Origin of the sequence: Streptomyces sp. NPDC002133, from assembly GCF_040296405.1 — a bacterium.
Lineage (GTDB): Bacteria > Actinomycetota > Actinomycetes > Streptomycetales > Streptomycetaceae > Streptomyces.
Map to the genome: position 1 here is coordinate 1 of NZ_JBEOXF010000032.1, position 16,112 is coordinate 16,112.

The following is a 16,112-nucleotide window of genomic DNA, read 5'->3' on the forward strand; positions in this document are numbered from 1 at the left end:
GTTTGGCCATCGGTCGGCTCCACGATGACTTCGTGCACGGTTTCGGCCACCTAGCCGGCGCTTCGTTTGCCGGGCGGGTCCTGGGACGCCGCCCGCGGCCACGGCATCAGCGACGCGCCGGCACAGTCACACGCGCCCTGCCGGGCCTCCGTCCGGGCTCCGCTCCGCGCCCTGGGAGGGACACCGCACCTCACGGGAAGAAAATTGCCACCGTAATGGTTTCGCACATAACCCGGGATGGCTTAACCTTCCTTCGAGCAAGGAGGTCGACGATGCCCCCGATAACGACCGAGCGCAGCCCGCTGGCCCAGCCGCCGGAGGCTGATGTCGTCCTGCAATTCGTCAACACGCACCCCGCCGGACCCCACCGGCTGAAGGAGCGCTTCGGAAGCGCCCAGGACCTGCACGCATGGCTGCTGGAAAACGCCATGGCCTCGCAGACCGCCCGCGTCACGGAGGCCGACGCGGCCGCCGCGCGCGAGCTGCGCGAAGCCTTGATCAGTGTGCTGCTCACTCACTCCGGCGACAAGGACACCACACCCGAGGTACTCGCTCAGGCGGAGGAGTACCTGCGCCTTATCGCGTCCCGGTATCCGCTGATGACGGTCGTCACGGCCTCGGGGGCGTCCTTGGAGACCGCACAGACCGGCGTCCCCGGGCTGTTCGGCACCGTATTGGCGAACGTCACCGAACTCGCCCAGGCAGGCGTGTGGGACAGGGTGCGGGCGTGCCGGCACGAGCCGTGTCACTTCGGCTTCTTCGACCGGACGAGGAACAGCTCTGCCGGCTTCTGCGGCACGAAATGCGGCTCGCGTGCGTCCATGCGGGCCTACCGGCAGAGAAAGAAGGAACTGGGTGCCACTCACTGAGCCGACCCGACAGCGCCGTGAGGCGTGAGGGGGAGCTTGCCGCCCCTGGGGATGCGGTGTCCGCCTGCACCGTTCGGCAGTCCGCCCGCCCTGCGTGCGCAGGCGGGGACCACGCCGTGCCCAACGCCTTCAGGGCGGGCCGGGAAGGTCCGGACGCGGCGGTGACGGTTGCGGCGTCCATCAGGTCGTGGGTCAGCAGTACCCGGACCACATCCCGTTCCTCCAGTCAGTGCAACACCTCGGTGATCCCGTCGTACGCGCGCGTCGGCGTGCCCACGACCGCCCTGTAGTCGAACACCACCGCGCGCACCGTCTGGCGGGCGGCTGTCGGCCGGCTTCTCGGCGCCGGCGGGACGGGCGAAGTCCGGCGCGGCGTCGACGAGCGGCTCGAACCGCCCCGTCACGGTCAAGGCCCTCGCCCGGCCGGGCGAGGAGACGCCGGCCACGCGCCTGTACGGGGAGGTGCGGGCCGCGGTCGCTCTGTGCCACGAGCACGTCGTCACCCAACACACGTCGGCGAGGCGCAGGCGGCCGGCCCCTCGCGTACCTGGTGATCGAGCTGGTCGAGGGGACACTGCTGAACCGGGTCCTCGAGCGCGGCCTGCCCGCCGCGGCGCAACTGGTGTGCTGAGGCCGGCAGATCTGCCAGGCGCTCGAGGAGGCGCTCAGCGCCGCTGTGGTCCACCGCGACGCCAAGCCCGCCAGAACCTGATCCGCCCTGGTGGGGGGAGGGCGTGCCGGGTGCCGTGGATGTCGCCCGCGATTGCTCGGGTCGGCGCTCTCTTCGCCGCGCTGCCGCGCCGTCCGTCCTCGGACGTGCCGCTGTGACTGCCGGTGAGACCGGTACTCGGTGCCGCGCCGGCACCGCGACCTGACCGCACGCCGACTTGGTGCCGCCTCCCGGCCGAAGCGCCCGGGGGCGACCCCCGCACCGTCACCTCCATCAGGGCACTCTCGCTCGACGACGAAGTGACCGTGCCGTTGTGCGGGCGTCAGGAAATGAGCGAAGAGCGCCGTCACCCGTTGCTGTCCGGCCTGCCGGCCGTCGTCCGTCTCCCGAAGGCGCAGGCGAAACGGCCCGCGCTGGGTTTGCCGTCGAACTGCTCGGCCGAGCCCGACGGCCCGCGCAGGCCAGGTAGTGACGTTCGCCTCCCCTCGAGAAGTTGCATGTTATGTGCTAACGGCTTACGGTCCTAACTATGGCGAACGTACCCCGCCATGCTGAAGAGCCTCGGCGCGGCCCGCCCGAGCCCTTCTCCCGTCCCGCACGTGCCGCGCAGGCACCTTCGGCGCGGTGGTAGCCGACAAGCCGCCGCTTCGCCGGTCTCGGCGCTCGGACGGAGAGGGACATGCGAGCCGCTCCGGGGGCGCGGCTGAAGGGTCGCGTCGACGACCGGGCCGCACCCGCTCGCGGAGTGGACCCGGGAACAAGCGCCCCGGTGCCGACCCCGGGCACCCATGGAACCGGTGACTCGCGGGTGCGAGATTCACCGACGTAAAGAAAGAAAGAGCCCCACATGTACATGAAGCTCGAAGTCACCGTGCTGCCCGTCTCCGATGTCGATCGGGCCAAGGCCTTCTACGAGGCGATGGGATTCCGTCTGGATGTCGACAAGGCCGTCAGTGAGGACTGGCGCGCGGTGCACCTCACGCCGCCCGGCTCCGAGTGCTCGATCATGTTCGGCACCGGGATGACCTCTGCGGCGCCGGGCTCGGCACAGGGCCTGTACCTCGCCGTCTTCGACATCGAGGAGGCCCGCGCGGAGCTCGTCGGTCGCGGCATCGAGGTGAGCGAGGTGTTCCACGACGCCGGAGGACTCCTGTACCACGGCCACGAGGCCGGAGAGGTCACCCACCAGGTCGAGGGACAGGGGCGGCTTGCCGGCCTGCACCCCGACCGCGCCTCCTACGGCTCCTTCGCCACCTTCAGTGACCCCGACGGCAACGGCTGGGTGCTGCAGGAGATCAAGCAGCGGTTCCCGGGCCGCTGACACCGCGTCAGTCACTCACAGGTGCGACGGGCCGCGACCAGCCTGGTGGCGGCCCGTCCGTTCAGCCCTCGAACGCAGCCCCGGCGTGGCCGGCGGCCGGATCCCGGCACCGCGCGCACACGCTCCTCAATCGCGCGCGCTCCTCGATATCGAGGTCCCGCCCACGCCGTGACGCTCGAGAAACATTGCCAAAGGAAATTCTCATGAACATGCCTCCCACGGAGCCGCCGGCCCAGGACGGCCCCGGACGAGAGCCGTCGTCGCACCGCGCCCGGCGCGGGTTCTCGCGACGCGCCTTCGTCGGCGGCGCGGCTGCTTCTGCCGCAGCCGCCACCGGCATCTCGCTGGTCGGGGGACTCGCGCCGTCTGCCACCGCCACCACCGCCGCCACCGAGGCCTCCGCCATCCGCAGGCCGAAGGGCTTCGGCTCGGTCTCCACGGCTCCGCGACTCCCCGCAGGGTTCGGGAAGACGTTCACCAGCCGGTTCATCCAGGCGGGCGGACTGCGCCAGCACGCGGTCATCGGAGGCGACGGACCGCCGCTGCTGCTGGTACACGGCTGGCCGGAGAACTGGTACGCGTGGCGCATGGTGATGCCCGCACTGGCCCGGGACTTCACGGTCATCGCAGTCGACCAGCGCGGTATCGGGCTCACCGAGAAGCCCAAGGGCGGGTACGACACCGGCACCCTCGCCGACGACCTGGTCGCGCTGATGGACGCGCTCGGCTACGACCGGTTCGCGGTGGCCGGCCACGACACCGGGATGATCATCAGCTACGCGCTGGCCGCGGATCACCCGGACCGGGTCGAGTACCTGGCCCTCGCCGAGGTCCCCGGGCCTCCGCGCAAGGAGGCCTCACCGCTCCTGTTCGAGCCGGCGCCGCTCAACAACAGGCTCTGGCACATCCCCTTCAACCGGGTCGACCACGAGCTGACCGAGAAGCTCGTCAGGGGACGGGAAGAGCTCTTCTTCGGCTACGAGTTCGACATCCAGGGCGGGGAGAGGCTGCCCGACTACGCGCGCGACTACTACTTCCGGCTGTTCTCCGACCCCGAGGCCCTGCGCGGCAGCTTCGGCTTCTACCGCGCGTGGGACGCCACCGTCACGCAGAACGGCGAGCGCGCGAAGAGGAAGCTGGCGATGCCCGTCCTGGCGATCGGCGGATCGGAGAGCTGGGGTCCAGCGGTCGCGGGCGAGATGCAGAAACTCGCCGGCGACGTGCGGGGCGTGGTCATTCCCGGCTCCGGCCACTGGGTCGCCGAGCAGGCACCCAAGGAGATGCTGGCGGCGCTGACCGAGTTCCTGGCCCCGTACCGCACTGCCGCCGCGTCCCGCTCGCTTCGCTAGTGGGAACTGCCCGGACGTCCCGCCGCTCTTGACGCGGAGCTGCCGGCCGTGTCGGTCCTGTCCGCCGGTGTCCCGGCGGACAGGACCAGGCGAACGCCACGTGATGGCGCGGGCGCATCCGGGCGGTAGGCCGGGACAGCCCCCACGCCGTCGCGAGGCCGCTCCGCATTCGGGCGGCCGCCGTGTCCGTACAACCGGCTCGAGGCGCTGCGGCGCCTGCCCGGGAACGACGGACCCTTCACCATCCCAGACGGGAGTCGTAGATGTTCTCCGACATCGGCCCGCTCGAAGTTGTGACGCTGATCGTGCTGGCCGTCGTTCTGGTCGGGCCCGACAAGCTGCCCAAGCTGGTGTCCGACACCGCTCGTACGCTGCGCAAGGTCCGCGAGCTTTCGCAGAGTGCTCAGGCGAGCATTCGCGACGAACTCCCCCCTGAGCTCAAGGACCTGAACCTCGAGGACCTCAATCCGAAGGCACTCGTGACCAAGAAGCTGCTGAGTGACGAGAGCCTGGCCCTGACCGAGCCGGCTGCCGGCTTCGACTTCGAAGAACCGCTCGGCAGCGCCGCGACAAAGGCCTCGAAGGACTCCGGGAAGTCCGCCGGACCGGGCCCGACCGCCACAACCGCCGACCACCGGCGTTGAGCAACCACCGGCGCCGGGAACCGGAGGGGCCATAACGGCGCCCTGCCGCCGCCCCACCCACCAGCTGCTGCGGTCGTCGCCGACCCGTCCGTCAAGGCACCGATCAGCACCCAGGGCAAGGCTCCCGCATCCGCCGGCAGCCGGGCCAACGGCACAGGAGCGCCGCTCCTGCGCCTTCGTCCCTCAGAAAGGAAACGCCCATGTTCGGCAGGCTCGGAGCCCCCGAGATCATCCTCATCCTCGTCGTCGTCCTGCTCCTCTTCGGCGCCAAGCGCCTTCCCGATATGGCCCGTTCCTTCGGGCAGTCGCTGCGGATTCTCAAGAGCGAGACCAAAGCCATGCGCAAGGACGAGGCGGGCGAAGCGCACACCGACGGGTCCGCCGCCACCCCTGCCCTGCAGTCCGTGGCCGACGGCCGACACGCGGCCCCGGAAGCGGCTGAGGCAGACGTCCCTCACCGGCGTTGAAGAGCCGGAACCACTGACAGACACCTGTGCGGGCCGCACATGAAGGGACCGTGACTGCCCATGCCCACCCCTACATCGCACGACGCTGCACGGATGCCCCTGGGAGAGCACCTCCGCGAGCTGCGAAACCGCCTGATCAAGGCGGTCGGAGCGATCCTGCTCGTCACGGTCGTCGCAGCCCTCTTCTACAAGCAACTGATCGGATTCCTCATCGATCCCCTGCCTGGCTGTGCCCCGGGCGGACTGGGCGGCGGGACCGATGCGGAGCGCTGCGGCGTGATCTCCCTCAACGGTCTTCTCTCACCCTTCTCCCTCGCGCTGAAAGTGTCGATCACCGCGGGAGTCGTCGCCGCGAGCCCGGTGTGGCTGTATCAGTTGTGGGTTTTCGTCGCGCCAGGGCTGCACCGCCACGAGAGGAAGTACACACTGGTCTTCCTCGGGGCCGGTATCCCCCTGTTCCTGTCAGGCGCCGCGGTGGCGTACTGGATCCTGCCCACCACGGCACGCGTGCTGATCTCCTTCACCCCGGACGAGACCACCAACCTCCTGCCCGTCGACGACTTCCTCGACCTGGCCACCCGCATGGTCCTCGTCTTCGGTCTCTCCTTCGAACTCCCGGTCTTCCTCGTGCTGCTCAACCTCGGCGGCGTGATCACCGCGCGCCGGATGATCGGCTGGTGGCGCGGCATGCTCATGGGCATCGCCGCCTTCGCAGCGCTCGCCACTCCCAGCACGGACCCGCTCAGCATGCTGCTGCTCGCCGTACCCATCAGCCTGCTGTACCTCGGAGCGTGCGCGACCGCCTGGTGCAACGATCGCCGCCGGAAGCGCACCGGCAGAGCCGAGCCGGGCGGAAGCCTGCAGGACACGCAAGCATCCCCCATGGGCCTGACACCGGCGCCCGTCGTCCCCCGCGACAGCACCTCCATCGGCCGGCCGTGACGCGCCGCTCCGGGCAGGCAGCCGGCACGCGGCGGGCCACGCCGCCCGTGTCCCCACGGACCCGGCACAGAGGGGAGGAGCGGGTGCGTGGCGCGTGCCGTTCCCCTGCTCTGTGCCTGTGCCTGTGACCGTGCCGTTCTTGGGCCCGTGCCCGTGCCTGCGCCTGCGCCTCAGTGGTGGAAGCCGGTGGCAACCGCCTTGTCCTTGCTCTGGGGTGCGGTCTGCACCCGCAGATCCGGCATGACACGCTTCAGATCCTCCACCAGCAGCGCCGCGAGGTCCGCCGAGAAGCCGTTGCGGCAGACGAATCGCAGGACCGAAAGGTCCTCGCGGTTGGGCGGGAAGGTGTAGGCGGGAACCAGCCAGCCGTTCTCCCTCAGTCGCCGGGACACGTCGAAGACGTCGAAGTTCTTGACGCCCGGGGCCGTCGTGACGGCGAAGACCGGCAACTGGTCACCTCGGGTGAGCAGTTGGAAGTCGCCCAGTGCGTCGATCTTCTCGGCCAGACTCCGCGCCACGTCCCGGGTGGTCTGCTGCACTGCCCGGTAGCCCGCGCGGCCGAGCCTGAGGAAGGTGTAGTACTGCGCCACCACCTGGGCGCCGGGCCGCGAGAAGTTGAGCGCGAACGTCGGCATGTCGCCGCCGAGGTAGTTGACCCGGAAGACCAGCTCCTCGGGGAGGTCCTCCGGCGAGCGCCACAGCGCCCACCCCACCCCCGGGTAGACCAGCCCGTACTTGTGCCCCGAGGTGTTGATCGACGACACCCTCGGCAGCTGGAAGTCCCAGACCAGGTCCTCGTCCACGAAGGGCGCCACCATCGCTCCGGACGCCCCGTCCACATGGACCGGGATGTCCAGGCCGGTGCGCTCCTTCAGCCCGTCCAGCGCCGCGCAGACCTCGGCGACGGGTTCGTACGACCCGTCGAAGGTGGACCCCAGGATCGCGATCACGCCGATCGTGTTCTCGTCGCAGAGGTCGGCCGCCGCCTGCGGGTCGAGGTGGAAGCGGTCGCCCTCCATCGGGACCAGCCGCGGCTCCACCTCCCAGAAGTTGCAGAACTTGTCCCAGCAGACCTGCACATTGACGCCCATGACGAGATTCGGCCGGGCTCCGGTACCGGGGTACCGGTCCGCGTTCCGCTTCGCCCACCGACGCTTCAGTGCCATCCCGGCGAGCATGCAGGCCTCGCTCGACCCCGTCGTCGAGCAGCCCACCGTCGACGGCGGGTCCGGCGCGTGCCAGAGGTCGGCGAGCATGGCCACGCAGCGCCGCTCCAGTTCGGCCGTCCGCGGGTACTCGTCCTTGTCGATCATGTTCTTGTCGCGGCACTCCGCCATCAGCACGCCGGCCTCCGGCTCCATCCACGTCGTGACGAACGTGGCCAGGTTCAGCCGCGAGTTGCCGTCCAGCATCAACTCGTCGTGGACCAGCTGATAGGCCGTCGAGGGCGCCATCGGCCCGTCCGGCAGCTGGTGCTTGGGCGGCGCCGAGGTCATCGAACCGGTCGGATCCGCCTCCCCGTAGAACGGGTTGAGCGAGAGCCTGCGGCGCTCCTCGCTCTCCTCGCGATGGGTACCGCCCTTGTGCAGTGCCATGTCCGATCGCCTTTCAGCGCAGGGGTGTGCCGTCGTCGTGGAGTTGCATCTGGGGCCGCCCGGTCACCAGCAGCCAGGCCGGCAGCAGGGCGATGCACAGCAGCGGGAAGACGTGTGGGTCGGCGGCCAGGATCGCCGCGGCGAACAGGCTCAGCCAGCCCTGCCGGGTCACCGCCAGCAGCACCCCGAGCACTGCGCAGACCACCCCGAGCGTCGGATGCACCTCGGGCACGAGCGCGCTCACGCCAAGACCCAGGGCGACCCCCACGAAGATGCTGGGAAAGATCCGCCCGCCACGGAACCCGCACGTCGCCGCGACCGTGAGGGCGGCCAGCTTCACGATCGTCATCAGCGCGAACTGCCCGGACGACCAGCCCGACGGGTCCGCCGCCAGCACCTTCACCTCCTCCAGGCCCTTGAACAGCGTGAGCTCGCCACCCAGGGCCCCGAGCAGCCCCAGCACCAGCCCGCCGACGGTGAGTGTCAGTACGGGGTGCCCGAGCCGCCGGAAGGCGGCATGGAGGTACGGGAACGCATGGACGGCCGCCATCCCCACCAGCGCGCCCAGCGACGAGACCGCCAGTGCCGCCGGCACATCGCCCCAGCGCGACCCCGACAGCGCCGGCAGCGAGAGATCGAACGTCGGATGCGCGATCAGTACGGTGGTCAGTGCACCGGCCCCGCCCGCGATGAGCGGGGCGAACAGCTTGTCCCACAGCGCGCCGGGTGCCGGGCGTGCGGCGAGGGACTCGGTGAGGATCAGCGCGGCCGCCACGGGCGTGCCGAACAGCGCCCCGACCGTTCCCGCTGCCGCCAGCGCCGCCCACAGCTCCGCGTCCGAGCCGCGCATCGCCTTGCTGCCCAGCCAGGCCGCGAGCGCGATGTTCGCGGCGGTGATGGGGTTCTCGGGGCCCAGGCTGACGCCGCCCGCCAGCGCGAGCATGGCAGCCAGCAGCAGGCTCGGCACAACCGAGGCGGGCAGCGGCGGGTCGACGAGCCCCGTCGTGGCCGGATCGGGCCCGGCGTGCCCGTACACCTTCCACACCACGAGCCCGACCGCGAGGCCCGTCGCCGTGAGCACGGCGATCACCCAGGGTGCCGAGTACCGGCCGATGCCGATGGCATCGGGCAGGACCTCCCACAGCACGTTCTTGAGCTGGTCCGAGACTTCGGTCACGGCGAGCAGAAGCAGGCTCGACGCGGCGCCGACGACCAGCGCGGGGAGGACCAGCGGCAGCAGCGCCCGCGCCGGGGTTGCCGCCGGGGGATGGTCGGTCGTCGTCACGCGGCTCACGATAACGGCACGAATGGTGCACAATCGGTGAACTCACCGCGCACCCGGGCTCCTCGGTACGCCCACCGGCGCCCGACCCGGTACGGACGCGCATCACGCCCGCGGGGCGATCACCACGGCGGTGCCGTAGGCGCAGACCTCCGTGCCCACGTCGGCCGCCTCGGTGACGTCGAAGCGGAACATGAGCACCGCGTTCGCGCCACGCGCCCGTGCCTGCTCGACCAGGCGCTCCATCGCCTGGTTGCGCGTCTCCACGAGGGTCTTCGTCAGGCCCTTCAGCTCGCCGCCGATCATCGACTTGAGCCCCGCGCCGATCTGACTGCCCAGGTGCCGCGAGCGGACCGTGAGCCCGAAGACCTCCCCGATCACGTGCTGCACGTCGTGGCCCGGCACGTCGTTCGTCGTGACGACCAGCACATCGGGGTGCTTGCCCTGTCCGCCGCCGTAGTCATCGATGCCCATGGGGCACAGCTTCGTTGCCGTCAGTTCACCCCGCATCCGGAGAGGGCCGGTGGAACCCGTGGTCACCCGGATGCGTTGATAGCTTTGGGTTGCCGACACGCCGACCGACCCGCCGTACGGCACACGTGCACGCAGCCGATCGACCTTCAACACCACAGGAGCCCGGACCTCGTGAACACCCTTGCGCTCGGACCGAGCTGGCTGGACCCGGACTATCTGATCGCCACGTTCGGTCTGATCGGCGTCCTCGTCATCGTCTTCGCCGAGTCCGGACTGCTCATCGGATTCTTCCTGCCCGGCGACTCGCTGCTGTTCACGACGGGTCTGCTGGTGACGACCGATGTCATCAAGCAGCCCCTGTGGGTGGTCTGCACGCTCGTGGTGCTGGCCGCGATCATCGGCGACCAGGTCGGCTATCTCTTCGGCCGCAAGGTCGGCCCCGCCCTCTTCAAGCGCCCGGACTCCAGGCTCTTCAAGCAGGAGAACGTGGAGAAGGCCCACGAGTTCTTCGAGAAGTACGGCCCGAAGTCCCTGGTCCTGGCCCGCTTTGTGCCCATCGTGCGGACGTTCACGCCGATCATCGCCGGTGTCAGCCGGATGAACTACCGCTCGTTCGTCACCTACAACATCATCGGCGGCACTCTCTGGGGCGCGGGCGTCACGCTGCTCGGCGCCGCCCTCGGCAAGGTCGATTTCGTCCACAAGAACGTCGAGGCGATTCTCATCGCCATCGTGCTCATCTCGGTCCTCCCGATCGTGATCGAGTTCCTTCGCGCCCGGTCCAAGGGCAAGAAGGCGGCCGCGGCCGACCCGGAGGCCGCTGCCCGGGCGGCGCAGAACGCCTCGCGCGGCCGCCACGCCAAGCGTTGAGGCCCTGCTGCTGAGGGCCCGGTTCTTCCTTTGCCTCCGGCGGGGGAGAACCGGGCCCTGGTCGCTTCGGCGTGCGTCGACGGCCGATCCTGCTCGGTTCCTCGCGCGGCGGTAGCCGCACATGGTCGCGGCTTCCCTTTCGCCGTGTTCGACAGCGGCCTCCGGCCGCGGGCCGCGCGCCCCCTCGGCCCACTCGCCGCCGCAGGGCCCTGAGCCGCTAGAAGCCACGCGTCCGCTTGGCCGCGCGGCGCCTGCCTGCCGCCGCCGGGCTGCGCAGGAACAACCGGGCCAGCTCGCCGCCCAGGTTCACCCCCATCGCGATCGCCAGCGCCAGGGCCACCGCCCTCGCCAGCGAGGCGAAGCCCAGGTCCATGTTGTTCTGCGCGATGTGCAGGACCCCGAAGTACATGGCGCTACCGGGCAGCAGTGGACCGATCGCCGCCGTCACGTACGGCAGTGACGAGGTCTGCTGATAGCGCGCCAGCAACTGCCCGAAGAGACCGACCAGCCCCGCCGCCACGGCCGTTGCCAGGACGGCCGAGCCTCCCGCCGTCACGGCGATCGCCGCGTAGATCACCCATGCGACCCCGCCGTTCGCCGCCGCGATCAGGACGGTGGAGCGATCCTGTTGCAGCAGGATCGCGAAGGTCAGGCACAGGACCATCGACGCCAGGATCTGCACCACGGGCCGTTCGACGATGCTCAGCGACCCCTCCGGACTGAGGTTCGCCTCGAACTGCACGCCCACGTACAGCACGGTGAGCACGCCGACCACGATCGCCACGAAGAAGTAGGCGACCTCCAGCAGCCGCGCCGACGCCGTGATGTAGAAGCCGGTGAGACCGTCCTGCACGGCCGCCACCAGTGCCCGCCCCGGGATCAGCGCGAACAGTCCGCCGGTGATGACGGCGGACGGCCGCAGATCCGCGTGGAGCGCGCTGAGCGCGACCCCGATCGCCGCGGGCGGCATCGCCGCCACCATGAACTGGTAGAACTCCGGCAGCCCGCGCCCCGCGCACAGCCACGCCAGCCGGTCGCCCAGCATCGCCCCGACCGCGGCCGCCAGGAACACCAGCGGCCCGCCGCCCACCAGCACCGATGCCGCCCCGGCCAGCACGCCCGCCGCCGAGGTCAGCACCCAGCCGGGGTACGGGTGCCGGTTGCGGCGGATCTCCGCCAGGCGCCGGTACGCCTCGTCCAGCTTGACGTCGTGGTCCTCGGCGCTGATGTCGGCGACGAGCTGGTAGACGGCGGTCAGCCGGGTGTAGTCGGTGCCCCGGCGCCGCACCGTACGGTTCGCCGTCACAGGATCTTCGACGAGCGACGGCTGGTACGTGATCGACAGCAGCGTGAAGGTGACGGTCGGCTCGCAGTGGTCGAGCCCGTGCGAACTGGTGATGGCGAGCATCGCCGCCTCGACGTCCTCGGCGCCCTCACCGCCAGCGAGCAGCAGCTCGCCGATGCGCAGCGTCAGGTCGAGCACGCGCGGCACGGCGGGCCCCGTCTCGCCCGGCGGCTGCACCGGCTCCGGCATCGGCCGCTCGCTCACCGGAATCCGCAGCATCGCGCGCATCCGGTCCTGCCACGGGGCGTCCTTGGACAGCTGGATCACCGGGGAGCCGTAGGCCGGCGTGTAGGCCGGCGGGGACTCCTTCGCCCGGTACGTCGACGGCCGGGCGAACGCCGAGCCCTCGCGCTCGGCCGCGGGCTCGGCCGACAGGCCCCTGGGAACGGCGAACTCGGAGGACGGATGGTCCTCCTCGGGCGGTCCCGGCTGCTCCACACCCCCCGGCGGGGTGAAGGCGCTGTGGGCCTCGTCCGACTGCGGCTTCCGGTCCTCCGCCGGCCTCTCCGGCTCCGCCACGACCGCTCTCCCGATTCCTCTTCCGCGACTGGGCACTGTGCTGCGCCCAGGCCGAGGCACTGTGCTGCGCCCAGGCCGAGGCACTGTGCTGCGCCCAGTATGCGACGGGCGGTGCACCCCGTCTGGGGTGCACCGCCCGGCCAGCTCATCGGGTGCGCGTCAGTGCGCGCCGCCCTGCGCCTCGAGACGCTTGTAGGAGGCCTCGATCTCGGCCTCGGCCTCGGCGCGGCCGACCCAGTTCGCGCCCTCGACGGACTTGCCGGGCTCCAGGTCCTTGTAGACCTCGAAGAAGTGCTGGATCTCGAGGCGGTCGAACTCGGACACGTGGTGGATGTCCCGCAGGTGCTCCACACGCGGGTCGGAGGCCGGGACGCACAGCAGCTTGTCGTCGCCGCCGGCCTCGTCCGTCATGCGGAACATGCCGATGGCGCGGCACTTGATCAGGCAGCCGGGGAACGTCGGCTCGTCAAGGATGACCAGGGCGTCCAGCGGGTCGCCGTCCTCGCCGAGGGTGTTCTCGACGAAGCCGTAGTCGGCCGGGTAGCTGGTCGAGGTGAAGAGGCGACGGTCCAGACGGATCCGGCCGGTCTCGTGGTCCACCTCGTACTTGTTCCGCGACCCCTTCGGGATCTCGATGGTGACGTCGAACTCCACGGGTGGCACTCCTCCATGATCAACACATATGTAGGTGACGCTGTGCCCGGCGGACCCGCCGGGTGCCATGCTCGCGGCAGGGCGCAGTGATTAAGTGTCCCCTACGCAGGTGTGTGATCGCGAAAGGGGCTGGTCAGTGGTACCCGACCGCAGAACGTGGCAGCTCACGGCAGGCGCGGCCGTGGTAGGCCTCGCCGTCGCGGCCGGGGCGGTGGCCGCGGCCGGTCCCTGGGACTCCGGTCAGCGTAAGGCCGAGCGTGACCGGGCCGCTGCCCTGGCCCGCACAGGTGGCGCACATCACCAGCCCCCCGCGACCGCACCTGCCGCGCCGCCCGGGCCCGCGCCCGCGCCGAGCGCCCCCGGAGTGCTCTCCGCGCCCGTGGCCCCGGCCGCCCCGCCGGCCCCCGGGCCCGTCGCCAAGGCCCTCACGCCGCTGCTCCGCACCCCGGGACTCGGCCCCGTGCTCACCGCGTCGGTCGTCGACGTCGCCACGGGCAAGCAGGTGTACGGGAAGAGCGAGGGCACCCTCATGACCCCCGCGTCCACCATCAAGATCGCCACGGCGGTCGCCGCGCTCTCCGCCACCGGACCCGCGCACCGCATCCCCACCACGGTCGTCGCCGCCCCCGACTACCGCGGGATCACCCTGGTCGGCGGCGGCGACCCCACCCTCGACATGCCCCGGCTGCGCACCCTGGCGGACTCCACCGCGCGCGCGCTGCGCGAACACGGCGTCAGCACGATCCGGCTGTCGTACGACACCTCGCTCTACTCGGGGCCCGCCCGCCACCCGATCGGTCCCAACAACAACATCGCCCCGGTCAGCCCCCTGATGCTCAACGAGGGACGGCTCGACAACTCCACCAGCGGGCCCGCGCCGCGCGGCGGTGACCCCGCGCGCGACACCGCCTCCGCCTTCGTCGGGTTGCTCGGCGTGCGCGGCATCAACACCGAGGCGGGCCCGAACCCGGGCAAGGCCCCGGCCAAGGCCGTCCCCGTCGCCAAGACCCTCTCCGCGCCGATGTCCGCCCTGGTCGAAAGGACGCTCACCAACAGCGACAACGATCTCGCGGAGGCCCTCGCCCGCCAGACCGCGATCGCGGGCCGCCGCCCCGCGAGCTTCGCCGGCGCGCAGATCGCCGTCACCGAACGGCTGAAGCAGCTCAAACTGCCCGTGGCCCACGCCCGGTTGGCCGACGGCAGCGGGCTGAACCGCGCGGACAAGGTCTCCGCCGGTCTCCTCACCGCACTGCTCGCCCGCGCCGCCGACCCCGCGCACCCGGAGCTCCGCCCCGTCCTCACCGGCCTCCCGGTCGCCGGCTTCACCGGCACCCTCAGCGGCCGCTCCGAGGCCCGCACCGCAGGTCTGGTCCGCGCCAAGACCGGCAGCCTCACCGGCGTGGACACCCTGGCCGGCACGGTCGTCGCCCGCGACGGCCGGCTGCTCGCCTTCGCCTTCATGGCCGGCAGCACCCCCGCCTACGGCGCCGGCCGACCGGCCCTGGACCGCATGGCGGCGGCCCTCATCGGGTGACGGGTGACGGAGTCCGGCTCCGCCCCGCCCTCGAACCCCCGCGCCCCGATCGCCTGCCGGGCTCCGGATCCAGCCCGTCCGGCGATCGGGGACGGACACCCGGGGCCGGCCGGACCGGCATCGGGCGTGCCCCGGGGCCTGAGGGCGTGACCCGGTTCGGGAAGGGGCCGGGGTGGGGAGGACCCCCCGCAGACTCCAGGCTCCTGGCCCCGGAACCGCCGCCCGGTGGGGCGCAACCCGCTCGCACCATGGCGTCGACAACGTACGGTTGACGCATGACGAGCATCGGTGGTGCCGAGATGGTCGACTGGAACCTCGCGGTCGCGACCGCGACCCGCCTCGTACGGCCGGGCCCCGACGTCAGCCGGGACGAGGCACGCGCCGTCGTCGCCGAGCTGCGCCGGCACGCCAAGTCGTCCGAAGAGCACGTCCGGGCCTTCACCCGGATGATCCCCGAAGGGCATGAGCCCGAGGACACCCCGGTCCTCGTCGTGGACCGGGCCGGCTGGGTGAAGGCCAACGTCGCAGGCTTCCGCGAACTGCTGAAACCGCTGCTGGACAAGATGCATGAGCGCCGCTCCGCGACTCCCGGCGGCGCGATGTTCGGCGTCGTCGGCGGCAAGGTGACGGGTGTCGAACTGGGGATGCTGCTCTCGTTCCTGGCGTCCCGGGTCCTCGGCCAGTACGAGACCTTCGCCCCCTCCACCCGCGAACTGCCCGGTGCCCCGGGCTCCAACGGCCGCCTCCTCCTCGTCGCGCCGAACATCGTCCACGTCGAGCGCGAGCTGGACGTCGCCCCGCACGACTTCCGGCTCTGGGTCTGCCTCCACGAGGAGACGCACCGCACCCAGTTCACCGCGGTGCCCTGGCTGCGCGACCACCTGGAGGGCGAGATCCAGGCGTTCCTTGCCGAGACCGACGTCGACCCCATGACCGTGCTGGAGCGGCTGCGCGAAGCCGCCCAGTCGCTCGCCGGAGGCCGGCCCGAGGGCGAGGAGAACGAGGGCCGCTCCCTCGTGGAGATCGTGCAGACACCCGAGCAGCGGGAGATCCTCGGCCGGCTGACCGCCGTGATGTCCCTGCTCGAAGGCCACGCCGACTTCGTGATGGACGGCGTGGGCCCGCAGGTCGTGCCGTCCGTCGGCGAGATCAGGGAGAAGTTCCAGCAACGCCGCGCCCGTGGTGCCTCGCGCCTCGACATGGCCCTGCGCAAGCTGCTCGGCCTCGACGCGAAGCTGCGCCAGTACCGGGACGGCGAGCGCTTCGTCCGGGCCGTCGTCGAGGACGTCGGAATGGACGGTTTCAACCGGGTCTGGACCTCGCCCAACACCCTGCCCACCAAGGCGGAGATCGCCAAACCGGCGGACTGGATCGCGAGGGTGCACCGTAAGGCAGACTGAGGAGCGGCATGCGGCCGACGGCAGGAGGACGCCTCCCTAATCACCCATCCGAGGGACCGTGGGCGATGGGTAGGCGTGCAATGCTCGGGGAACGCCCCGGTTCTGTCACCATCGATGCACTCTGAGTGACTGATCCCCCCGTCATGACTCCGACGAGGCACCCCCAACTTCACGAAG

General features: G+C 71.0%; 15 protein-coding genes. 10 read left to right on the forward strand and 5 right to left on the reverse strand.

Annotation, left to right across the window (positions count from 1 at the left end):
• The first annotated feature begins 272 nt into the window (after positions 1-272).
• The 7 genes from ABT078_RS26000 to tatC all read left to right on the forward strand — a co-directional run bounded on the left by ABT078_RS26000 (position 273) and on the right by tatC (position 6,262).
• On the forward strand, positions 273-869 hold the full coding sequence (locus ABT078_RS26000) for an ABATE domain-containing protein (protein WP_351231682.1): 597 nt from the start codon (positions 273-275) through the stop codon (positions 867-869).
• A gap of 834 nt (positions 870-1,703) precedes the next feature.
• Entirely contained in the window at positions 1,704-2,066 is a 363-nt protein-coding gene (locus ABT078_RS42820) for a cupin domain-containing protein (RefSeq protein ID WP_502981321.1), read from the forward strand.
• Between the two features lie 320 nt (positions 2,067-2,386).
• Positions 2,387-2,860 (forward strand): VOC family protein, encoded by a 474-nt coding sequence (locus ABT078_RS26005; RefSeq protein ID WP_351231684.1) that lies wholly within the window; start codon positions 2,387-2,389, stop codon positions 2,858-2,860.
• A gap of 203 nt (positions 2,861-3,063) precedes the next feature.
• Complete coding sequence (locus ABT078_RS26010) at positions 3,064-4,209, forward strand: alpha/beta fold hydrolase (protein WP_351231687.1); 1,146 nt, start codon at positions 3,064-3,066, stop codon at positions 4,207-4,209.
• A gap of 263 nt (positions 4,210-4,472) precedes the next feature.
• Complete coding sequence (locus ABT078_RS26015) at positions 4,473-4,853, forward strand: Sec-independent protein translocase subunit TatB (RefSeq protein WP_351231689.1); 381 nt, start codon at positions 4,473-4,475, stop codon at positions 4,851-4,853.
• A gap of 200 nt (positions 4,854-5,053) precedes the next feature.
• Positions 5,054-5,320 (forward strand): Sec-independent protein translocase subunit TatA, encoded by a 267-nt coding sequence (gene tatA / locus ABT078_RS26020; RefSeq protein ID WP_351231691.1) that lies wholly within the window; start codon positions 5,054-5,056, stop codon positions 5,318-5,320.
• A 93-nt stretch (positions 5,321-5,413) separates the two neighbouring features.
• Positions 5,414-6,262 carry a twin-arginine translocase subunit TatC gene (gene tatC, locus ABT078_RS26025; protein WP_351231693.1) on the forward strand — a complete coding sequence of 283 codons (849 nt, stop codon included), beginning with the start codon at positions 5,414-5,416 and terminating at the stop codon, positions 6,260-6,262.
• Between the two features lie 170 nt (positions 6,263-6,432).
• Here tatC and gad read toward each other — a convergent pair whose 3' ends face one another.
• The 3 genes from gad to ABT078_RS26040 form a co-directional block, all read right to left on the reverse strand.
• Complete coding sequence (gad, locus tag ABT078_RS26030; RefSeq protein ID WP_351231695.1) at positions 6,433-7,857, reverse strand: glutamate decarboxylase; 1,425 nt, start codon at positions 7,855-7,857, stop codon at positions 6,433-6,435.
• Positions 7,858-7,870: 13 nt separating this feature from the next.
• Positions 7,871-9,142: an ion channel protein gene (locus tag ABT078_RS26035; RefSeq protein WP_351231697.1), complete on the reverse strand. Its 1,272-nt coding sequence runs from the start codon at positions 9,140-9,142 to the stop codon at positions 7,871-7,873.
• A 102-nt stretch (positions 9,143-9,244) separates the two neighbouring features.
• Positions 9,245-9,613, reverse strand: coding sequence for a YbjQ family protein (locus ABT078_RS26040; protein WP_351231699.1), 369 nt, complete (start codon positions 9,611-9,613; stop codon positions 9,245-9,247).
• Between the two features lie 171 nt (positions 9,614-9,784).
• Between ABT078_RS26040 and ABT078_RS26045 the strand changes: the two genes are divergently transcribed.
• Positions 9,785-10,483: a DedA family protein gene (locus ABT078_RS26045; protein WP_351231701.1), complete on the forward strand. Its 699-nt coding sequence runs from the start codon at positions 9,785-9,787 to the stop codon at positions 10,481-10,483.
• 217 nt (positions 10,484-10,700) lie between these two features.
• Here ABT078_RS26045 and ABT078_RS26050 read toward each other — a convergent pair whose 3' ends face one another.
• Entirely contained in the window at positions 10,701-12,347 is a 1,647-nt protein-coding gene (locus ABT078_RS26050) for a threonine/serine exporter family protein (RefSeq protein WP_351231704.1), read from the reverse strand.
• 159 nt (positions 12,348-12,506) lie between these two features.
• Positions 12,507-13,001, reverse strand: a complete 495-nt coding sequence (locus ABT078_RS26055; RefSeq protein ID WP_019888410.1) for an inorganic diphosphatase — start codon at positions 12,999-13,001, stop codon at positions 12,507-12,509.
• A 136-nt stretch (positions 13,002-13,137) separates the two neighbouring features.
• Here ABT078_RS26055 and dacB point away from each other — a divergent pair, with 136 nt between their 5' ends.
• The gene (dacB, locus tag ABT078_RS26060) at positions 13,138-14,535 is read left to right on the forward strand and encodes a D-alanyl-D-alanine carboxypeptidase/D-alanyl-D-alanine endopeptidase (RefSeq protein ID WP_351231706.1); all 1,398 of its coding nucleotides are present in this window, start codon (positions 13,138-13,140) and stop codon (positions 14,533-14,535) included.
• 275 nt (positions 14,536-14,810) lie between these two features.
• Positions 14,811-15,935: an Rv3626c family coenzyme F420 biosynthesis-associated protein gene (locus ABT078_RS26065; RefSeq protein WP_351231708.1), complete on the forward strand. Its 1,125-nt coding sequence runs from the start codon at positions 14,811-14,813 to the stop codon at positions 15,933-15,935.
• Positions 15,936-16,112: the final 177 nt, after the last annotated feature.